Below are 16,342 nucleotides of genomic sequence, written 5' to 3'. Positions count from 1 at the left end.
GCGGCGAATTCGGGAGTTCGACCGATCCGCCGGGGCTACCTGGCACGGGAGTCTTGAGTCACCGGGGAGATCCCCCGGAGCAGGACTCGAGGAGATCCCGATGACCCAGCAGCCCATCAACTTCGCTTACGCCCTCGCCGCCCAGCGGCAGGCCGAGTTCGAGGCCGCCGCGCGGCGCCACACCCTGGTGCGCGCCGCCAAGCTCGCCAGGCGCGAGGCCAGGCGCACGGACGGCGCCGGCTCACCCGGGATTCCACGGCAGCGCGGCGCCGCACAGTGCGCCGCGGACGTCGGATGAGCGGCGCGGCCCCGCACACGGCCCGAATAATCCAGCTCCCCCTGTCGGAACCGCATGGCAGACTCACAGCTGTGGCGAGGTCAGTGAGTAGGGAGTTCATCGGTCGCGAGAGCGAGCTGTCCAGGCTGCGGGCCGCCCTGGAGCGGTCCGCGGCCGGGGCCCCGCAGACCGTACTGCTCGGCGGCGAGGCCGGGGTCGGCAAGTCCCGGCTGATCGAGGAGTTCGCGCGGCGCAGCGGGGCGCGTCTCGCGATCGGCTCCTGCATCGAGGTCGGCGGGGACGGCGTGCCGTACGCCGCGTTCACCGGCGCGCTGCGCTCGCTCGACGAGGCGCACCTGATCACCTGCGACGGCTGGGAACGGGACGAGCTCGCCCGGCTGCTGCCCGAGTTCGGCGCCGCGCCGCCGGCCCGGATCGACGACCAGTTCGCCCGCGCCCGGCTGTTCGAGGCGGTGCGCGCGGTGCTGGTCGGTGCCGCGGCCGAGCAGCCGCTGATCCTGCTGCTCGACGACCTGCACTGGGCCGACCGGGCGACCCGCGACCTGTTCGGCTACCTCGCCAGGGTGCTGCGCAACGACCGCGTGCTGCTGATCGGCACCTACCGGGACGACGAGCTGCACCGCGGGCACCCGCTGCGCCCGCTGGTCGCCGAGCTCGCCCGGGTCCGCGACGTGGAGCGGATCGACCTGTGCCGGTTCAACCGCCAGGAGAGCACGCTGCACCTCGCGGCGCTGCTGAGCACGCCGGTGACCGAGGAGGTGCTCGAGGACATCTACTGCCGCGCCGAGGGCAATGCCTTCTTCACCGAGGAGCTGGCCTGCAGCCTGGAATCCGGGGACGAGGACGAGCTGTCCTGGACCCTGCACGACCTGTTCCTGGCCAGGGTGGAGCGGCTGCCCGAGCCGACCACGGCGCTGCTCCGGCTGATCTGCTGCGCCTATCAGCCCACCCACACGCCGCTGATCGCGCGGCTGGCCGGGCTCGACGAGTCCGAGCTCGCCGAGCGGCTGCGGCCCGCCTTCGACGCGCACATCCTGACCGGCGACTGCGTCGAGGACGCCTTCCGCTTCCGGCACGCGCTGATGCGCGCCGTGCTGCGCGAGGACCTGCTGCCCGGCGAGCGCGCCCGGATCTGCCGCAGGCTCGGCGAGATCCTGGAGGAGGCGCCCGAGCTGGTCGGCGACGACGCCCGCGAGGTGCAGTCGGCGCACTACTGGTACCGGGCGAACCAGCCGGACAAGGCGCTGGCCGCGTCGCTGCGCGCGGCCAAGGTCGCGAACGCGCGCTTCGCCTTCGCGGACGAGCTCGCGATGCTCGAGCGGGCCCTCGAGCTGTGGTCGGCGGTGCCGCACGACCCGGGGAATCCGGCCGACGAGATCTACTGGATGTACCGGGCGTCGCTGGCGGCCGGCCGGGCCGGCGCGTCGGAGCGCGGCCTGTCCTTCGCCGAGGCCGGGCTGGCGGCGATCGACCAGCGGGAGCGTCCGACGCTCGCCGCGCATCTCTACGACCAGCGCGCGATGCACCGCGCCCACCTCGGGCACATCGAATACGAGGACTGGTACCGCGCCGTCGAACTGCTGCCGGCCGACCGCTACCCGGCCAAGCGCGCCTTCGTGCTCGCCCGGCTGGCGTCGAAGCTGTGCATCAACGGCCGGATGAGCGAGGCGCTGGCCGTGGCCACCGAGGCGCGCGATCTGAGCGTGCGGTTCGCGGATCAGGAGGACCGGGTGCTGGCCCTGTCCGCGTACGCGTCGGCGCTGTTCCACGCGGGCGACTGGGAGCAGGGCCTGGCGCTGCAGCACGCCGCGCGGAACGAGGCGCGGGCCATAGGCAAGACGCCGACGCTGCTCTCGCGCACCGATATCTTCATCTCCGACGAGCTCTACAAGGTCGGGCGGTACGCCGAGGCCGCGGGCATCGCGGAGAGCGCGCTCGGCACGGTCTCCGCCTCCAACCGCTCGCAGCGCGGCCTGCTGCGCAACAACATCGCCGAGCCGCTGATCGCGGCGGGCTGCTGGCAGGAGGCCGAGCAGCAGATCGACGCGGACCTCGACCACAGCCTGCCGGGCATCCAGGACCCGAGCCTGCTGCGGCTGCGCGCGCTGCTGCAGATCGCCCGCGGCGAGCTGGACGCGGCGGAGCGGTCGCTGCGCAACGTCGTGCAGCGGCGGCACGCCCAGGGCGCCGACGAGGAGCTGCAGCACCGGATCCCGGACCACACCGCGCTGGTGCTGCTCGCCACCGCGCGCGGACGGATCGACGAGGCGCGCGCCTCGGTGCACGCGGTGCTGGACGCGGGGGTCGGCGAGGGCTTCGAGTGGTGGTGCTGGGATCTGCTGCGCGCGGCAGCCGTCGCCGAGGCGGAGCTGGGCGACGAAGGCCCCGGGTCGACGGTCGGCCTGCTGCGCGAGGCGGCCGAGAAGCTGCCGCGGCGCGCGCCGATCCACGAGCTGTACGCGGCTCTGGTCGAGGCGGAACTCGACCGTGCGGCGGCGGACTGGGCCGGGCTCGCCGAGCGGGCTGAGCTGATCGGGGCTCCGGTGTACCTCAGGGCGCAGCTGAGGCTCCGTCAGGCGGCCGTGGGCCTTGGGACGCCCGGGAGGCGGCAGGAGGCCGCTGAGGCGGCGCGGGAGGCTCGGGAGGCGGCCGTACGGCTCGGTGCGACCGCGCTGCTGGCCGAAATCGACGAGCTGGCCCGCAGCGCGCGGCTGATGAGCGTCGTCCCCGCCGTGCAGAGCCCGAAGGCGCAGACGGCGCCGCAGCTGACGGTCCGGGAGACGGACGTGCTGCGGCTGGTCGCCGAGGGTCTGTCGAACGGCCAGGTCGGCGCGCGGCTCTACATCAGCACGAAGACCGTGTCCGTGCACGTGTCGAACATCCTGGCCAAGCTGGGCGTCTCCTCGCGCACCGAGGCCGCCGCCGTCGCGCACCGGGACCACCTGCTCGATGACGTCGCCTGATCACGGCAGCGAGCGGGCGGTCCCGGGGAAATCAGTGTGCCGCTACCTCACGGCTTGCGGCCCACGGCTCCCGCGATGCAGCGCTGGGCCGAGGTGAGCGGCCTGAGCTGCGGTCCGTCCGGCCACCAGTCGGCGCAGCGCACCAGGCCGGGCTCGACGAGTTCGAGTCCGGGGAAGAGCTCGAGCAGCTCGTCGTGCGTGCGGAAGGTGCCCGAGCCCATCGGGCTGTGCAGGAACGCCTCCTCCGCGTCGCGAGCGGTCGTGCTGTGCTCGTTCTGCGGGTCGAGGAAGTGCGAGAGCGCGACGAACGAGCCGGAGGGCAGCGCGTCGATGAGGGTCCGCATCATCTCCTTCGGCGCGTCGCGCGGGCCGTTGTAGTGGTGCAGGGTGCCCATCTGGAACAGCCCGAGCGGCTTGTTGAAGTCGATGAAGTGCCGGATCTCCTCGTTCTCCAGGATCGCCTTCGGGTCGAAGATGTCCGCGGCGACGAAGCGGCAGTTCTCGTTCTCCTCCAGCAGCGCGCGGCCGTGGGCCAGCACCACCGGGTCGTTGTCCACGTAGTTCACCCGGGCGTCCGGCCGCACCCGCTGCACCACCTGGTGCACGTTCTCCGCCGTCGGCAGGCCGGAGCCGAGGTCGAGGAACTGGTCGATGTCCGTCTGGGTGGCCAGGAAGCGGCAGACCCGGATCAGGAACCCGCGGTTCTCGAAGGCCAGCTCCTGGGCGGAGGGCATGTGCTCCTGGACCTGCTTGAGCACCGCCCGGTCGATCTCGTAGTTGTCCTTCCCGTTGAGGAAGGCGTCATAGACCCGCGCGATGCTAGCCCTCGTGGGGTCCACCCCCACCGGCGCACGCTGACCTGAAACGGAGGGGGCTGGACTATCCGTCATATGTTCGATCTCCTTAACCGGCTATGGTTTCCACGGCTCGGCACTGGCGTTCGGGCGCAACGTAACTTAGCGTAGAACCCCGTACCACGTTCGCAAATCAGCGAATCCTGATTCGCACCGAGGAAGGATCGAGGATGACGGCCGCTGAAAGCAACACCGGACGGGCCGGACCTTCGGTACGCAGGCTGATTCTGGGCAGCCAGCTACGGCGGCTTCGCGAGAAGTCGAGCATCAGCTGCGCCGAGGCCGGTTACAGCATCCGCGGTTCGGCCTCGAAGATCAGCCGGATGGAGACCGGGCGGATCAGCTTCAAGGAGCGGGACGTCGAGGACCTGCTCACCCTCTACGGGCTGATCGACGAGGAGGAGCGCAAGCAGCTGCTCTCGCTGGTCGCGGCGTCCAAGCAGACCGGCTGGTGGCACCGCTACAACGAGCGGATGCCCAAGTGGTTCGAGGACTTCGTGGGCCTCGAGGAGGCCGCGGCGCGCATCCAGAGCTGGGAGCTGCAGTTCATCCCCGGCCTGCTGCAGACGGAGGACTACGCGCGGGCCGTGATCGCGCACGGACAGCCGCAGGCGTCCGAGGAGACGATCGAGAGCCAGGTCGATCTCCGGATGCGCCGTCAGAAGATCCTGGGCGGCACGAATCCGCCGCGGCTGTGGACGGTCATCGACGAGTCGGTGCTGCACCGCACGCTCGGCAGCGTCGCGATGCTGAAGAAGCAGATCGAGCGGCTGCTCGAGGCGACGCAGCACTCGCACGTGTCGCTGCAGGTGATCCCGTTCTCCCGCAGCGGCTACGTGGCCGAGGGCGCGTTCTCCATCCTCCGCTTCGCCGAGGCCGAGCTGCCGGACATCACATACATCGAACACTTGACCGGTGCGCTGTATCTGGAGCGCCCTGACGAGATCGAAGTCTACGGCCGTGCATTCGACCGGCTGGTCGTGGACGCGGAAACCCCGCGCGGCAGCCGTCAGCTCCTTGAGAAGATCCGGCTGGACCTCTAGCGCCGAACATATTTGTGCATCACTGAGACGTGTGATTTCGATGGATCACCGTTTGCTGATCCCTGCCTGCATGCTAGCGTTCGTGCACGAGGCACATGCAATTGCAGAACAACGGTGCATGGGATCCATCGAAAGGCTGCTGACATGAGCAAGAACACGAAGATCACCAATTGGCGGAAGAGCTCCTACAGCGGGTCTCAGGGCAACTGCGTCGAGTTCGCGCCCTTCGGCGCGGACGCCGTCGCGGTCCGCAACTCCCGCGACCCCGAGGGCGCGGTGCTCTTCTTCGACCGCGTCGAGATGGGCGCGTTCCTGGCCGCCGTCAAGAGCGGCGAGCTCGACAACCTCGGCTGAGGCCGTCTCCCCCACCCCACCTACACCCCCGCGATACATCTCTGCGCGAGTGAGTGAAGGGCCGGGCTCTCCGCGTCACCCGACGACGCGGAGGGCACGGCCTCCTTCATGTTCGCACGCCGCGCTGCCCGCGGCAGCACCTATACGCATCAGTATTCGAATTCAGTGCGCGAAGTCAGTGCGCGCAGGCCCAGGACGCGTCGGACGTCGCCTTCTCGGCCATCGCGCGCAGCTCCCGCACCGCGCGATCGCGGTCCTCGGCGGCGTATACGGCGGAGCCCGCGACGAACACGTCGGCCCCGGCGTCCGCGCAGCGCTCGATCGTCTCCGCCGAGACGCCGCCGTCCATCTGCAGCCAGATCTGGCCGCCGTGCCGCGCGATCGCCTCTCGGGTGCGCCGCACCTTCGGCAGTACCGACTCGAGGAACTTCTGGCCGCCGAAGCCCGGCTCCACCGACATGATCAGCACCATGTCGAGCTCCGGCAGCAGGTCCTCGTACGGCTCGATCGCGGTCGCGGGCTTGAGCGCCATCCCGGCCCGCGCGCCGGCGGCCCGCAGGTTCCTGGCCAGCCTGATCGGCGCGGCGGCCGCCTCGATGTGGAAGGTGACCGACTTGGCGCCCGCCTCGGCGTACGCGGGGGCCCAGCGGTCCGGGTCCTGGATCATCAGGTGGCAGTCCAGCGGCAGCTCGGAGACCTTGAGCAGCGACTCGACGACCGGCAGCCCGAGGGTCAGGTTCGGCACGAAGTGATTGTCCATCACGTCCACGTGCACCCAGTCGGCCGCCGGGGAGATGGCGGCCACCTCGTCCGCGAGGCGGGCGAAGTCGCTGTTCAGGATCGAGGGCGAGATCTGTACGGCCATGTGCCCTATTCTTCCTCAGTGCGCTGGAGCAGTGCGAGATACATCGCGTCGGTGTTGTGCACGTGCGGCCAGAGCTGCACGTCCGGCCCGTCACCCAGCTCGGGAACGCCCGGCAGGTAGGGGCGCGCGTCGATTTGGCGCACGTCGTCCCGCGCGCGCAGCACGTCCTGGACCACGATCCGGGTCTCGGCGAGATGCGGCGAACAGGTGACATAGCCGACGATGCCGCCGGGTCGAGCCGAATCGAGCGCCGCGCCGAGCAGCTTCTTCTGCGTCTCGGCGAGCAGGGCCACGTCCGTGGCCGCGCGCCGCCAGCGGGACTCGGGCCGACGCCGCAGCGCGCCGAGCCCGGTGCACGGCACGTCCGCGATCACCCGGTCGAACAGCCCGGCCCGCCAGGCCGGCTGATTCCCGTCGGCGGTGATCACCTTGTGCAGCCCGGGAATCGGCTGCAGCGCGCGCTTGACCAGCCGGGCCCGATGCGGAGCGAGCTCCACCGCGACCAGTCGCCCGCCGCGCCCGGCGACGGTGGCGGCCAACAGCGCCGCCTTTCCGCCGGGACCCGCGCACAGGTCGAGCCAGAGCTCGTCGTCGCCGTCGAGCGGCACCTCGGCTACGGCGAGCGCGACGAGTTGACTGCCCTCGTCCTGCACGCCCGCGCGGCCGCGCCGGACCGTTTCGAGGCGGCCGGGATCGCCGTGCGGCAGGTAGGCGGCGGTCGGCGCGTAGCGGCCGGGTTCGGCGCCCTCGTCCAGCAGGTCTTCGATGGTGGCGAGCCCGGGCCGGGCCACGAGCGTGACTCCCGGCCGCTCGTTGTCCGCCTTGAGCAGGTCGTCGATCTCGTCGTGCGCGACCTTGCTGCCCCGATGCGCGGCGAGGCTGTCCCAGAGGGCTGAGACGATCCAGCGCGGGTGCGCGCGGTAGAGCGCGAGGTAGCCCTCCGGGTCGTCGCTCGCGTTGGGCGCGATGCGCTCGATCCACTCGTCGAAGCCGAGCTGCCCGACGCGGCGCAGCACGGCGTTGCACATCCGCGCGGCGCCCTCGTGCAGCACCTCGCGGGCCAGGTCCACGGTCGCGGCGACGGCGGCGTGCGGCGGGATGCGCGTGGCGAGCAGCTGATGCGCGCCGAGCCGCAGCACGTCGAGCAGTTCCGGGTCGAGCTGGCCGAGCGGCCGGTCCACGCACTCCGACAGGATCGCGTCGTACGTGCCCTGGGCGCGCAGCGTGCCGTACGCGAGCTCGGTGGCGAGCGCCGCGTCGCGCGCGTCGACGCGGCGCTCGGCCAGCAGGCCGGGCAGCACGAGGTTCGCGTACGCGTCGCGCCCGGAGACCGCTCGCAGCGTGTCGTACGCGGTTCGCCGCGCCGGATCGTAGGTAGCCATCAGATGATCTTATTCGAACCGCGCGTCGCCGTCGGCCAACCGCAGGCCGCGCGCCCAGTCGGCGGCGCTCATCCGCTTCCGGCCCTGCGGCTGCACGTCGCCGAGCCGCACGACGTGCCCGGAGCCGGTGCCGACCGTCATCCCGCGCTTGTCCAGCACGATCCGGCCGGGCTCGACCTCCGAGGCGCCGGGCAGCGGGGTGAGCGGGAAGAGCTTGACCCGCTCACCGCCGAGCGTGGTCCACGCGCCGGGCGCCGGGGTGCACGCGCGCACCTGCCGGTCGATGTGCTGAGCGGGCGTCTTCCAGTCGACGTGGGCGTCCTCGACGGTGATCTTCGGAGCGAGCGTCACGCCGTCCTTCGGCTGCGGCACGGCGTGCAACGTGCCGTCCTCGATGCCGTCGAGCGTGGCCACGAGCAGCCGCGCGCCGTCGCCGGAGAGCCGTTCCAGCAGGTCGCCGCTGGTGTCGGTGCGCCGGATCTCTTCTGTGACGGTCCCGTAGACCGGCCCGGTGTCCAGCCCCTCCTCGAGCTGGAAGGTGCACGCGCCGGTGATCTCGTCCCCGGCGAGCAGCGCGTGCTGCACGGGAGCGGCACCGCGCCACGCGGGCAGCAGCGAGAAGTGCAGGTTCACCCAGCCGCGCGGCGGAATCGACAGCGCCGCCGGCGGAATCAGCCCGCCGTACGCGACCACCGGGCAGACGTCCGGCGCGAGTTCGGCGAGCCGCTCCAGGAACTCCGGATCACGCGGCCGCCGCGGCGTGAGCACCTCGGTTCCGTGCTCCTCGGCGATCTTGCGCACCGGCGACCGCTCCATCCGCCGCCCTCGCCCGGTCGGCGCGTCGGGCCTGGTCAGCACGGCCACGACCTCGTGCCGCGGGGAGGCGAACAGCGCTTCGAGCGAGGGGACGGCCGGCTGCGGGGTGCCCGCGAAGAGAACGCGCATCAGCGGGCTCCGCCGAAGGTCGGGTGCGGGGACTGCTTGACGCGCACCGTCTGCCCGGCCCACTCGGCCTGCCGGATCGCGCGCAGCGCCGCCTTCCGCTGCTCCCGGTCGAGCCGGTCCACGAACAGGATGCCGTCCAGGTGGTCGGTCTCGTGCTGCACGCAGCGCGCCAGCATCTCGCTGCCCTCGACCACGACCGGATCGCCGTATTCGTTGAAGCCCTTCGCCACCACCCGCAGCGCCCGCGTGCACGGGAACCGGAGGTCCGGGATGGACAGGCAGCCCTCGTCCCCGTCCTGCGTCTCGTCGGACAGGTCGAGCGTCGGGTTGACCAGGTGCCCGAGCGCGCCCTCCACGTTGTACGTGAAGACGCGCAGCGACACCCCGAGCTGCGGCGCGGCGAGCCCGGAACCCGGCGCCTCCACCATCGTCTCGGTCAGGTCGCGGACCAGAACCCGCAGTTCCCTGTCGAAGTCCACCACGGGCTCGGCCGGGGTGCGCAACACCGGATCGCCGAAGAGCCGGATCGGTCGGATCGCCACGGTTCAAGCCCCTTAAGCCGTGCTGGTCGTTGTTCCGCTCAAGTTTACCGGCGCGTCGACGCCCTTCGTTCCGCGACGCAGCGGACCGCGTTCCAGGGTGGCAGAGTACGAATGTCGCGTCCGTCCCCGCGAGAAGGAGTGCATCGTGCCCGCCAGCTTCAAGGACCTCTGCCTCGACGCCGCCGACGACCGTGCCCTCGCCGAATGGTGGTGCACCGCGATGGGCTACCGGCTCAGCTTCGCCGCCGAGGGCGAGAACGCCGGCGAATGGGTCGGCGCCATCGAGGACCCCGCCGGCCGTGGCCCGCTGATCTGGATCAATCTCGTTCCGGAGACGAAGTCGCTGAAGAACCGGATGCACCACGACGTCTACGGCGACGTCCGGGAACTCCTCGCCCTCGGCGCGACCCTCGTCCGCGCCCGCGACGAGGAGATCCGGTGGGACGTGCTGGCCGACCCGGAGGGCAACGAGTTCTGCGTCTTCACGCCCGAGGGATAGGACGAACCGCGCTCAGGCCAGGTCCACCGGGTCGATGCGGATCCAGACCGGGTCGTTGCCGTGCTTGGCCGTGCGCACGCCGAGGGCGGTCTTGAGCGCCTTGGTGAGCCGCGCGCCGTCGGCACGATCGCAGCGGACGAGCATCCGTTCGGTCTGCTCGCCGGCGCGCTGGACGGGGACGGGGCCGAGCAGCTGGGCTCCGTCGGGGAGTTCGGCGAGGTCCAGTATTTCGCGCAGCGCCGGGTACGCGCCGGTGAGCTCGGCGATGCGCGCGCTCGGCGGATAGCCGAGCTCGGTGCGGTCGGCGAGCTCGCGGCGGGCGAAGCCGGCCGGGTCCCAGCGCAGCAGCGCCTGGGCGGCCGGCAGCGCTCCGTCGGCGCAGAGCAGCACGGCTCCGCCGCGGGCGGCCGGGCGGACCAGGGCCGCGGCGCCGAGCCACCTGCGCACGGCCTGCTCGGCCGCGCGCAGGGTGGGCAGGTTCAGGATCTCCGGCGCGTCGAGCAGCAGGGCGGCCGCGTACCCGCCGTCCGCCAACGGTTCGGCGCCCGGCGTCGCGAGGACGAGGGCGGGCTCGCCGGGGACGGCGTCGATCACGCCGCGCGCCGCGTTGCTCTCGCGCACGAGCACGCCGGGGAACGCCCGCCCCAACTCCTCCGCGCTGCGATGCACGCCGGTCGCCCGGCTGCGAAATCTGACGCCGCCGCAGTTCCGGCAACTCCACGGCGCCGCGGGGCGTCCGCACCATCCGCACTTCGGGTCCTGCCGGGGACCCGGCTGCGACAGCGGTCCGTTGCAGTGCCCGCAGCGCGCCGTCTCGCGGCACTGCGCGCATGCCAGCCGTGGCCGATATCCCGAGCGCGGCACCTGGACCAGGACGGGGCCTTGCGTCAGCGCCTCCCGCGCGAGCCGAATGGCCTGCGGCGGCAGATGGCCGGCGCTGGCCCCCGGATGCAGTTCGCGATCCCGGCCGCGCTCCTCGTTCAGTGCGAAGACTCGCGGCGCATGGTCCCGCACGGCCGTACGCGGAGCCACGAGCGGCCGCGCCCAATGCCGCTGCACAAGGTGCGCCGCCTCGGCCGTCGCCGTGTACCCGCCGATCAGCGCCCCCGCCTTCGCCTGATGCGCGCGCATGAGCAGCACCTCGCGCGCATGCGGATACGGCGCGAGGCGCACGGCGTGGCCGGAGTCCGCGTCGTCCCAGATCGCGACGAGCCCGAGATTCTCGATCGGCGCGAACTGCGCGGCGGCCGTGCCGACGACGGCCCGCACCTGACCGCGGCTCAGCGCGAGCCAGCGCCGGTACCGTTCTGCCTGGCCGAGGTCGGCGGTGAGCGCCACGTGCCGCCCCGCACCCAGGGTCTTGGCCAGCGCGAGATCGATCCGCGCCACGTCGCGTCCGGTGGCGGCGATGACCACCGCGCCCCGGCCTCCGGCGAGCGTGGCCTGCACGGCGGCGGCGAGCGCGCCGTAGGCATCGGAGTTCGGCAGCACGGTCCACACCGCGCGCGGCGCCTGCCCCTGCGCGAGCGCGTCGAGGTACTCGGCGCCGCCGGGGTACGCGGCCCACGGTGCCGGATCGGGCAGCGGCAGCGGTCCGAGCGGCCGCGGGTGCGCGGTTTCGGCCTCGGCGGCGGCGTGTCGCGGCGGAATGACGAGCCGCAGCACGTCCGCCAGCGTGCCGCCGTAGGCCTCGGCGACCTGGCAGGAGAGCGCGACCAGTTCGGGGCTCAGCACGGGCTCGGGCGAGACGACGCGCGCGATCGGCACGAGCGAACCGGTGAAGTCGGAACTCTCGCGGCGTTCGATCAGGAAGCCGTCGACGAGGCGGCCGGCGAACTTGACGCGCACCCGCACGCCCGGCTGCGCCGCGTCGGCCAGCTTCGCGGGCACCGCGTAGTCGAAGTAGCGGTCGAGGTGCGGCGGCTCGAGATCCACCGCGATCCGGGCGACGGGCCGGTCCGCGGCCGGGAGCACCGGCTTCGGCGGCGCGGACACGCGGGCACGCACCAGCGCCAGCTGCTCGTGCACGGTGCCCTGCTCCACAAATCCCCATTAAACAGCCGACCGCCGACAGTGACTTAGCTTTCGCAGGCCCGCTGCGCGATTGGCGCAGCGGGCTGTGCTCAGCTTCCGAGACAGTAGTACGGTCGGCGTGCGTAAGCCGGGAGTCGGGTTACGGCGTGCTGCATAGGACGGGGGTCGGGTTACGCGACCGCAGCACGGTGCTTGAGCTTTCGCGGGCCCGCTGCGCGATTGGCGCAGCGGGCTGTGCTCAGCTTCCGAGACAGTAGTACGGTCAGCCTGCGTAGGCGGGGGTCGGGTTACGGCGTGCGTAAGCCGGGGGTCGGTTACGCGACCGCAGCACGGTGCTTGAGCTTTCGCGGGCCCGCTGCGCGATTGGCGGCGCAGCGGGCTGTGCTCAGCTTCCGAGACAGTAGTACGGCCGGCGTGCGTAGGCGGGGGTCGGGTTACGCGACCGCGGCCTTGAGCGCCTCGACTCGGTCGGTGCGCTCCCAGGTGAACTCGGGCAGCTCGCGGCCGAAGTGGCCGTAGCGCGCGGTCTCCGCGTAGATCGGGCGCTTGAGGTCCAGGTCGCGGATGATAGCGGCCGGGCGCAGGTCGAAGACCTTGCCCACGGCGGCCTGGATCTGGTCCACCGCGACTGTCTCGGTGCCGAAGGTCTCCACGAACAGGCCCACCGGCTCGGCCTTGCCGATCGCGTACGCGACCTGCACCTCGCAGCGCGTGGCCAGGCCCGCGGCGACCACGTTCTTGGCGACCCAGCGCATCGCGTAGGCGGCCGAACGGTCCACCTTGGACGGGTCCTTGCCGGAGAAGGCACCGCCGCCGTGCCTGGCCATGCCGCCGTAGGTGTCCACGATGATCTTGCGGCCGGTCAGACCCGCGTCGCCCATCGGGCCGCCGATCTCGAAGCGGCCGGTCGGGTTGACCAGCAGCCGGTAGCCCTCGGTGTCGATCTCCAGCTCGGCGAGCTCGGGGTCGACCACGTACTCCTTGATGTCCGGGGCGAGCAGCGTCTCCAGGTCGATGTCCGAGGCGTGCTGCGTGGAGACGACGACGGTGTCGAGCCGGACCGGCTTGTCGCCGTCGTACTCGATGGTGACCTGCGTCTTGCCGTCCGGGCGCAGGTAGGCGACCTGGCCGTCCTTGCGCACCTGGGCCAGCCGGCGCGCCAGCCGGTGCGCGAGGGCGATCGGCAGCGGCATCAGCTCCGGGGTGTCGGAGCAGGCGTAGCCGAACATCAGGCCCTGGTCGCCGGCGCCCTGCCGGTCCAGCTCGTCCAGCTCGCCCTCGACCCGGGTCTCGTAGGCGGCGTCCACACCCTGCGCGATGTCCGGGGACTGCGCGCCGATGGAGATCGACACGCCGCAGGAGGCGCCGTCGAAGCCCTTCTTCGAGGAGTCGTAGCCGATCTCCAGGATCCGCTCGCGCACCAGCCCCGGGATGTCCGCCCAGCCGGAGGTGGTGACCTCGCCGGCCACGTGCACCTGGCCGGTGGTGATCAGCGTCTCGACGGCCACCCGGGACGACGGGTCCTGGGTGAGCAGCGCGTCCAGGATCGTGTCGCTGATCTGGTCAGCGATCTTGTCCGGGTGCCCCTCGGTCACGGACTCCGAGGTGAACAGGCGGCGATCTGTGTAGGGACGGACCACGGGGACTACTCCTTCATGCAGCGGCTGCTGACTCGACGGGTGCCAGTCTAACCGCCGTCACCCCGGCCGTGCCTAGCGGTATCGCCCTGTGAGCCGGCGTCGGTTCGGCCCGGCGCCGCAAGGCTTTGTCAGCCGCGGGCACGCCAGGCCGCGACCCGGTCCCAGACCTCTTCGGCCAGCGCGGATTTCGGCCCGGGCGGCACCGGGGCCTCGCTGCCCGCCGCGTCCAGGATCACCGCTTCGGTCTCCGGGCGGCCGAAGACCTTGTCCACGCCGACCTCGTTGACCACCAGCAGATCGACCCCGTAGTCGGCCAGCTTGCGGCGGCCGAGCTCAAGCGCGGAGTGCTCGGCGTCCCCGGTCTCGGCGGCGAATCCGACGACGGTCTGGCCCGCGCGCAGCCGTTCGTGGCCGAGTTCCCTGAGGATGTGCGGGTTCTGAACGAGCGTCAGCTCCGGCGCGGAGGAGTCGTCGGTCTTCTTGATCTTCGCTTCGGCGTAGTCCGCGGGGCGGAAGTCGGCCACAGCGGCGCTCATCACCACCACGTCGGCGTCCGCGGCGGCGGCGCGCACCTCGTCGCGCAACTCCAGGGCGGTGCCCGCGCGCAGCAGCTTGACGCCGGCCGGGTCGGGCAGTGCGACGTTCGCCGCGATCAGGGTCACCTCGGCGCCGCGGGCCACGGCCGCCCGGGCCAGCGCGTAGCCCTGCAGCCCGGAGGAGCGGTTGCCCAGGTAGCGCACCGGATCCAGCGGTTCGCGGGTGCCGCCCGCGGTGATCAGCACGCGCAGCCCCGCGAGGTCGGGGGCGGCGGATCCGCGGCGCAGCAGGCTACGGTTGAGGAGGCACAGAGCGGCCTCGAAGATCTCCCCGGGCTCGGGCAGCCGGCCGGGACCGGAGTCGGCGCCGGTGAGCCGGCCCACGGCCGGGTCGAGCACCACGGCGCCGCGGCGGCGCAGCGTGGCCACGTTCTCCCGGGTCGCCGGGTGCTGCCACATCTCGGTGTGCATCGCGGGCGCGAACAGCACCGGGCAGCGCGCGGTGAGCAGGGTGTTCGTGAGCAGGTCGTCGGCCAGGCCGTGCGCGGCGCGGGCGAGCAGGTCGGCGGTGGCCGGTGCGACGACGACCAGGTCGGCCTGTTGGCCGAGCCGCACGTGCGGCACCTCGGAGACCGACTCCCACACCTCGGCGGTGACCGGATGCCCGGACAGCGCCTCCCAGGTGGGCGCGCCCACGAAGCGCAGCGCGCTCGCGGTGGGCACCACGGTCACGTCGTGGCCCGACTCGGTGAGCCGGCGCAGCAGCTCGCAGGCCTTGTACGCGGCGATGCCGCCGCCCACGCCGAGCACCACGCGGGGCGCGGACGCGGAACGCGCTTCGGCTGCCATCTTCGGCTCGGCTGGGCTGTCCGTGCTTACAGCTGCTGGTTCGGCGGGACCGGGGTGGTCGGCTCGATCGGCTCGGCCGTCAGCAGGCCGGCGTTGATCTCGCGCAGCGCGATGGACAGCGGCTTCTCGTGCACGTGCGTGTCGACCAGCGGGCCGACGTACTCGAGCAGGCCCTCGCCGAGCTGCGAGTAGTAGGCGTTGATCTGCCGGGCGCGCTTGGCCGCGTAGATCACCAGGCTGTACTTGGAGTCCGTCGCCTCGAGCAGCTCGTCGATCGGCGGGTTGATGATGCCTTCCGGCTCACTCATGGACACGCGTTACCTCTTAGGCTCTAGGGGCTTCAGGGCCGGGAGACGCGGGCCGCCGCGCTCAACCGACACCCATCAAGGTTAACAGTTCGCGCGCCACGTCCTCGACCGAGGTGTTCACCAGGGTGACGTCGAACTCGCTCTCGGAGGCGAGCTCCTCGCGGGCGGCGGCGAGCCGGCGCTCGCGCACCTCTTCGGTCTCGGTGCCGCGGCCGACGAGGCGGCGGACCAGTTCCTCCCAGCTCGGCGGGGCGAGGAAGACGAGCAGCGCGTCGGGCATCGCCTTGCGCACCTGCCGGGCCCCCTGCACGTCGATCTCGAGCAGGGTGGGCTCGCCGGTGGCGAGCTTGTCGAGCAGCGGCCGACGCGGGGTGCCGTAGCGGTTGCCCGCGAACTCGGCCCACTCCAGCAGTTCGCCGTTCGCGATCAGCTTGTCGAAGCCGACCTGGTCGACGAAGCGGTAGTGCCTGCCGTCGATCTCCCCGGGACGGGCGTGCCGGGTGGTGGCCGAGACGGAGAGCCAGACCTCGGGGTGCTGGGCGCGCATGTGCGCGACCACCGTGCTCTTGCCTACCGCCGAGGGCCCGGAGAGCACCACAAGGCGGGGGCGGTTCGCGCCGTTGCCGGCTTCGGGGCGCGCGCTATCGTTCGAGGTCGTCACGCGACCTGAGCCTAGCGTATCGCCGGTACGCCGTCGGAACAGCGGACCGGCCGACACGCCACCGCCGGGACTTGGAGTCACTGCCCCGTGCCCCGTGACCCGCGGGGTCTGAGCGCGCGGTTGCGCGCATGCAGGCCCCGCCGGTCGTGCTTTTGCCCTACCCGGCGGAATTCACTTCCGCCGGTGACTACTTCGCCGAGCCGAACTCGCGCTCGAGCGCGGCGATCTGGTTGGCACCGAGGCCGCCGACGCGACGGTTCTCGGAGATCGAGAGCCGCTCCATGATCTGCTTGGCGCGGACCTTGCCCACGCCGGGCAGGGACTCGAGGAGAGCCGAGACCCGCATCTTGCCGATGACCGGGTTCTTCTGGCCTTCCTGAACGACCTCGGACAGGGAGGCGCCGGAGTGCTTGAGGCGGTTCTTCACCTCGGCACGCTCGCGGCGGGCCGCAGCAGCCTTTTCGAGGGCAGCCTGGCGCTGTTCGGGAGTGAGGGGCGGGAGAGCCACGCCAATTCACCTCAATGACGTCGAAATGGATTGTGGGGGTTGAGTCGGCCCGCCGGAACGA

The 16,342-nt window shown here is 71.9% G+C and carries 16 protein-coding genes; 5 read left to right on the top strand and 11 right to left on the bottom strand.

Annotated features, from left to right (window positions below; translation table 11 throughout):
- The first annotated feature begins 100 nt into the window (after positions 1–100).
- A complete protein-coding gene (locus tag VG296_RS23400; RefSeq protein WP_325569106.1) occupies positions 101–298 on the top strand; it encodes a hypothetical protein in 198 nt (65 codons plus the stop codon).
- A gap of 83 nt (positions 299–381) precedes the next feature.
- The gene (locus VG296_RS23395) at positions 382–3,261 is read left to right on the top strand and encodes a helix-turn-helix transcriptional regulator (protein WP_325569104.1); all 2,880 of its coding nucleotides are present in this window, start codon (positions 382–384) and stop codon (positions 3,259–3,261) included.
- Between the two features lie 47 nt (positions 3,262–3,308).
- Here the strand turns inward: VG296_RS23395 and VG296_RS23390 are convergent, their stop codons facing one another.
- Positions 3,309–4,151 carry an SAM-dependent methyltransferase gene (locus tag VG296_RS23390; RefSeq protein ID WP_325569102.1) on the bottom strand — a complete coding sequence of 281 codons (843 nt, stop codon included), beginning with the start codon at positions 4,149–4,151 and terminating at the stop codon, positions 3,309–3,311.
- Between the two features lie 134 nt (positions 4,152–4,285).
- Between VG296_RS23390 and VG296_RS23385 the strand changes: the two genes are divergently transcribed.
- Entirely contained in the window at positions 4,286–5,158 is an 873-nt protein-coding gene (locus VG296_RS23385; protein ID WP_325569100.1) for a helix-turn-helix transcriptional regulator, read from the top strand.
- Positions 5,159–5,302: 144 nt separating this feature from the next.
- Positions 5,303–5,512: a DUF397 domain-containing protein gene (locus tag VG296_RS23380; RefSeq protein WP_325569098.1), complete on the top strand. Its 210-nt coding sequence runs from the start codon at positions 5,303–5,305 to the stop codon at positions 5,510–5,512.
- 175 nt (positions 5,513–5,687) lie between these two features.
- Here the strand turns inward: VG296_RS23380 and rpe are convergent, their stop codons facing one another.
- The 4 genes from rpe to def are packed head-to-tail and all read right to left on the bottom strand — an operon-like array spanning position 5,688 to position 9,246.
- Entirely contained in the window at positions 5,688–6,377 is a 690-nt protein-coding gene (gene rpe, locus VG296_RS23375; RefSeq protein WP_325569096.1) for a ribulose-phosphate 3-epimerase, read from the bottom strand.
- A 5-nt stretch (positions 6,378–6,382) separates the two neighbouring features.
- Positions 6,383–7,759, bottom strand: a complete 1,377-nt coding sequence (locus VG296_RS23370) for an RsmB/NOP family class I SAM-dependent RNA methyltransferase (RefSeq protein WP_325569092.1) — start codon at positions 7,757–7,759, stop codon at positions 6,383–6,385.
- 9 nt (positions 7,760–7,768) lie between these two features.
- Positions 7,769–8,704 carry a methionyl-tRNA formyltransferase gene (gene fmt / locus VG296_RS23365; RefSeq protein ID WP_325569090.1) on the bottom strand — a complete coding sequence of 312 codons (936 nt, stop codon included), beginning with the start codon at positions 8,702–8,704 and terminating at the stop codon, positions 7,769–7,771.
- Positions 8,704–9,246: a peptide deformylase gene (gene def, locus VG296_RS23360; RefSeq protein WP_325569088.1), complete on the bottom strand. Its 543-nt coding sequence runs from the start codon at positions 9,244–9,246 to the stop codon at positions 8,704–8,706. Before def ends, fmt begins: the two co-directional genes overlap by 1 nt.
- A 145-nt stretch (positions 9,247–9,391) precedes the next feature.
- Between def and VG296_RS23355 the strand changes: the two genes are divergently transcribed.
- Positions 9,392–9,745, top strand: a complete 354-nt coding sequence (locus tag VG296_RS23355) for a VOC family protein (protein ID WP_325569086.1) — start codon at positions 9,392–9,394, stop codon at positions 9,743–9,745.
- Between the two features lie 12 nt (positions 9,746–9,757).
- On the opposite strand, the gene VG296_RS23350 is transcribed toward VG296_RS23355, so the two are convergent.
- From VG296_RS23350 to mihF, 6 genes are all read right to left on the bottom strand, one after another.
- The gene (locus tag VG296_RS23350; RefSeq protein ID WP_325569084.1) at positions 9,758–11,788 is read right to left on the bottom strand and encodes a primosomal protein N'; all 2,031 of its coding nucleotides are present in this window, start codon (positions 11,786–11,788) and stop codon (positions 9,758–9,760) included.
- Positions 11,789–12,213: 425 nt separating this feature from the next.
- Positions 12,214–13,419 (bottom strand): methionine adenosyltransferase, encoded by a 1,206-nt coding sequence (gene metK / locus VG296_RS23345; RefSeq protein WP_349259672.1) that lies wholly within the window; start codon positions 13,417–13,419, stop codon positions 12,214–12,216.
- A gap of 128 nt (positions 13,420–13,547) precedes the next feature.
- Positions 13,548–14,804: a bifunctional phosphopantothenoylcysteine decarboxylase/phosphopantothenate--cysteine ligase CoaBC gene (gene coaBC / locus VG296_RS23340; RefSeq protein ID WP_325569082.1), complete on the bottom strand. Its 1,257-nt coding sequence runs from the start codon at positions 14,802–14,804 to the stop codon at positions 13,548–13,550.
- A 26-nt stretch (positions 14,805–14,830) separates the two neighbouring features.
- Positions 14,831–15,112, bottom strand: coding sequence for a DNA-directed RNA polymerase subunit omega (gene rpoZ / locus VG296_RS23335; RefSeq protein ID WP_325569080.1), 282 nt, complete (start codon positions 15,110–15,112; stop codon positions 14,831–14,833).
- A 61-nt stretch (positions 15,113–15,173) separates the two neighbouring features.
- The gene (gene gmk / locus VG296_RS23330) at positions 15,174–15,773 is read right to left on the bottom strand and encodes a guanylate kinase (protein ID WP_325569078.1); all 600 of its coding nucleotides are present in this window, start codon (positions 15,771–15,773) and stop codon (positions 15,174–15,176) included.
- A 187-nt stretch (positions 15,774–15,960) separates the two neighbouring features.
- Positions 15,961–16,281 (bottom strand): integration host factor, actinobacterial type, encoded by a 321-nt coding sequence (gene mihF, locus VG296_RS23325; protein ID WP_034269753.1) that lies wholly within the window; start codon positions 16,279–16,281, stop codon positions 15,961–15,963.
- Positions 16,282–16,342: the final 61 nt, after the last annotated feature.

Source organism: Actinospica sp. (assembly GCF_035552695.1).
Taxonomy (GTDB): Bacteria; Actinomycetota; Actinomycetes; order Streptomycetales; family Catenulisporaceae; genus Actinospica.
Note: the sequence above shows the minus strand (reverse complement) of the source record. Positions and strands in the feature narration are given on the sequence as shown.

Excerpts from the sequence above, each read along its gene's own strand:
- VG296_RS23390 (WP_325569102.1), bottom strand. The coding sequence starts at position 4,151 with ATGACGGATAGTCCAGCCCCCTCCGTTTCAGGTCAGCGTGCGCCGGTG.
- fmt (WP_325569090.1), bottom strand. The coding sequence starts at position 8,704 with ATGCGCGTTCTCTTCGCGGGCACCCCGCAGCCGGCCGTCCCCTCGCTC.
- VG296_RS23370 (WP_325569092.1), bottom strand. The coding sequence starts at position 7,759 with ATGGCTACCTACGATCCGGCGCGGCGAACCGCGTACGACACGCTGCGA.
- rpoZ (WP_325569080.1), bottom strand. The coding sequence starts at position 15,112 with ATGAGTGAGCCGGAAGGCATCATCAACCCGCCGATCGACGAGCTGCTC.
- VG296_RS23400 (WP_325569106.1), top strand. The coding sequence starts at position 101 with ATGACCCAGCAGCCCATCAACTTCGCTTACGCCCTCGCCGCCCAGCGG.
- rpe (WP_325569096.1), bottom strand. The coding sequence starts at position 6,377 with ATGGCCGTACAGATCTCGCCCTCGATCCTGAACAGCGACTTCGCCCGC.
- VG296_RS23385 (WP_325569100.1), top strand. The coding sequence starts at position 4,286 with ATGACGGCCGCTGAAAGCAACACCGGACGGGCCGGACCTTCGGTACGC.
- VG296_RS23380 (WP_325569098.1), top strand. The coding sequence starts at position 5,303 with ATGAGCAAGAACACGAAGATCACCAATTGGCGGAAGAGCTCCTACAGC.
- coaBC (WP_325569082.1), bottom strand. The coding sequence starts at position 14,804 with ATGGCAGCCGAAGCGCGTTCCGCGTCCGCGCCCCGCGTGGTGCTCGGC.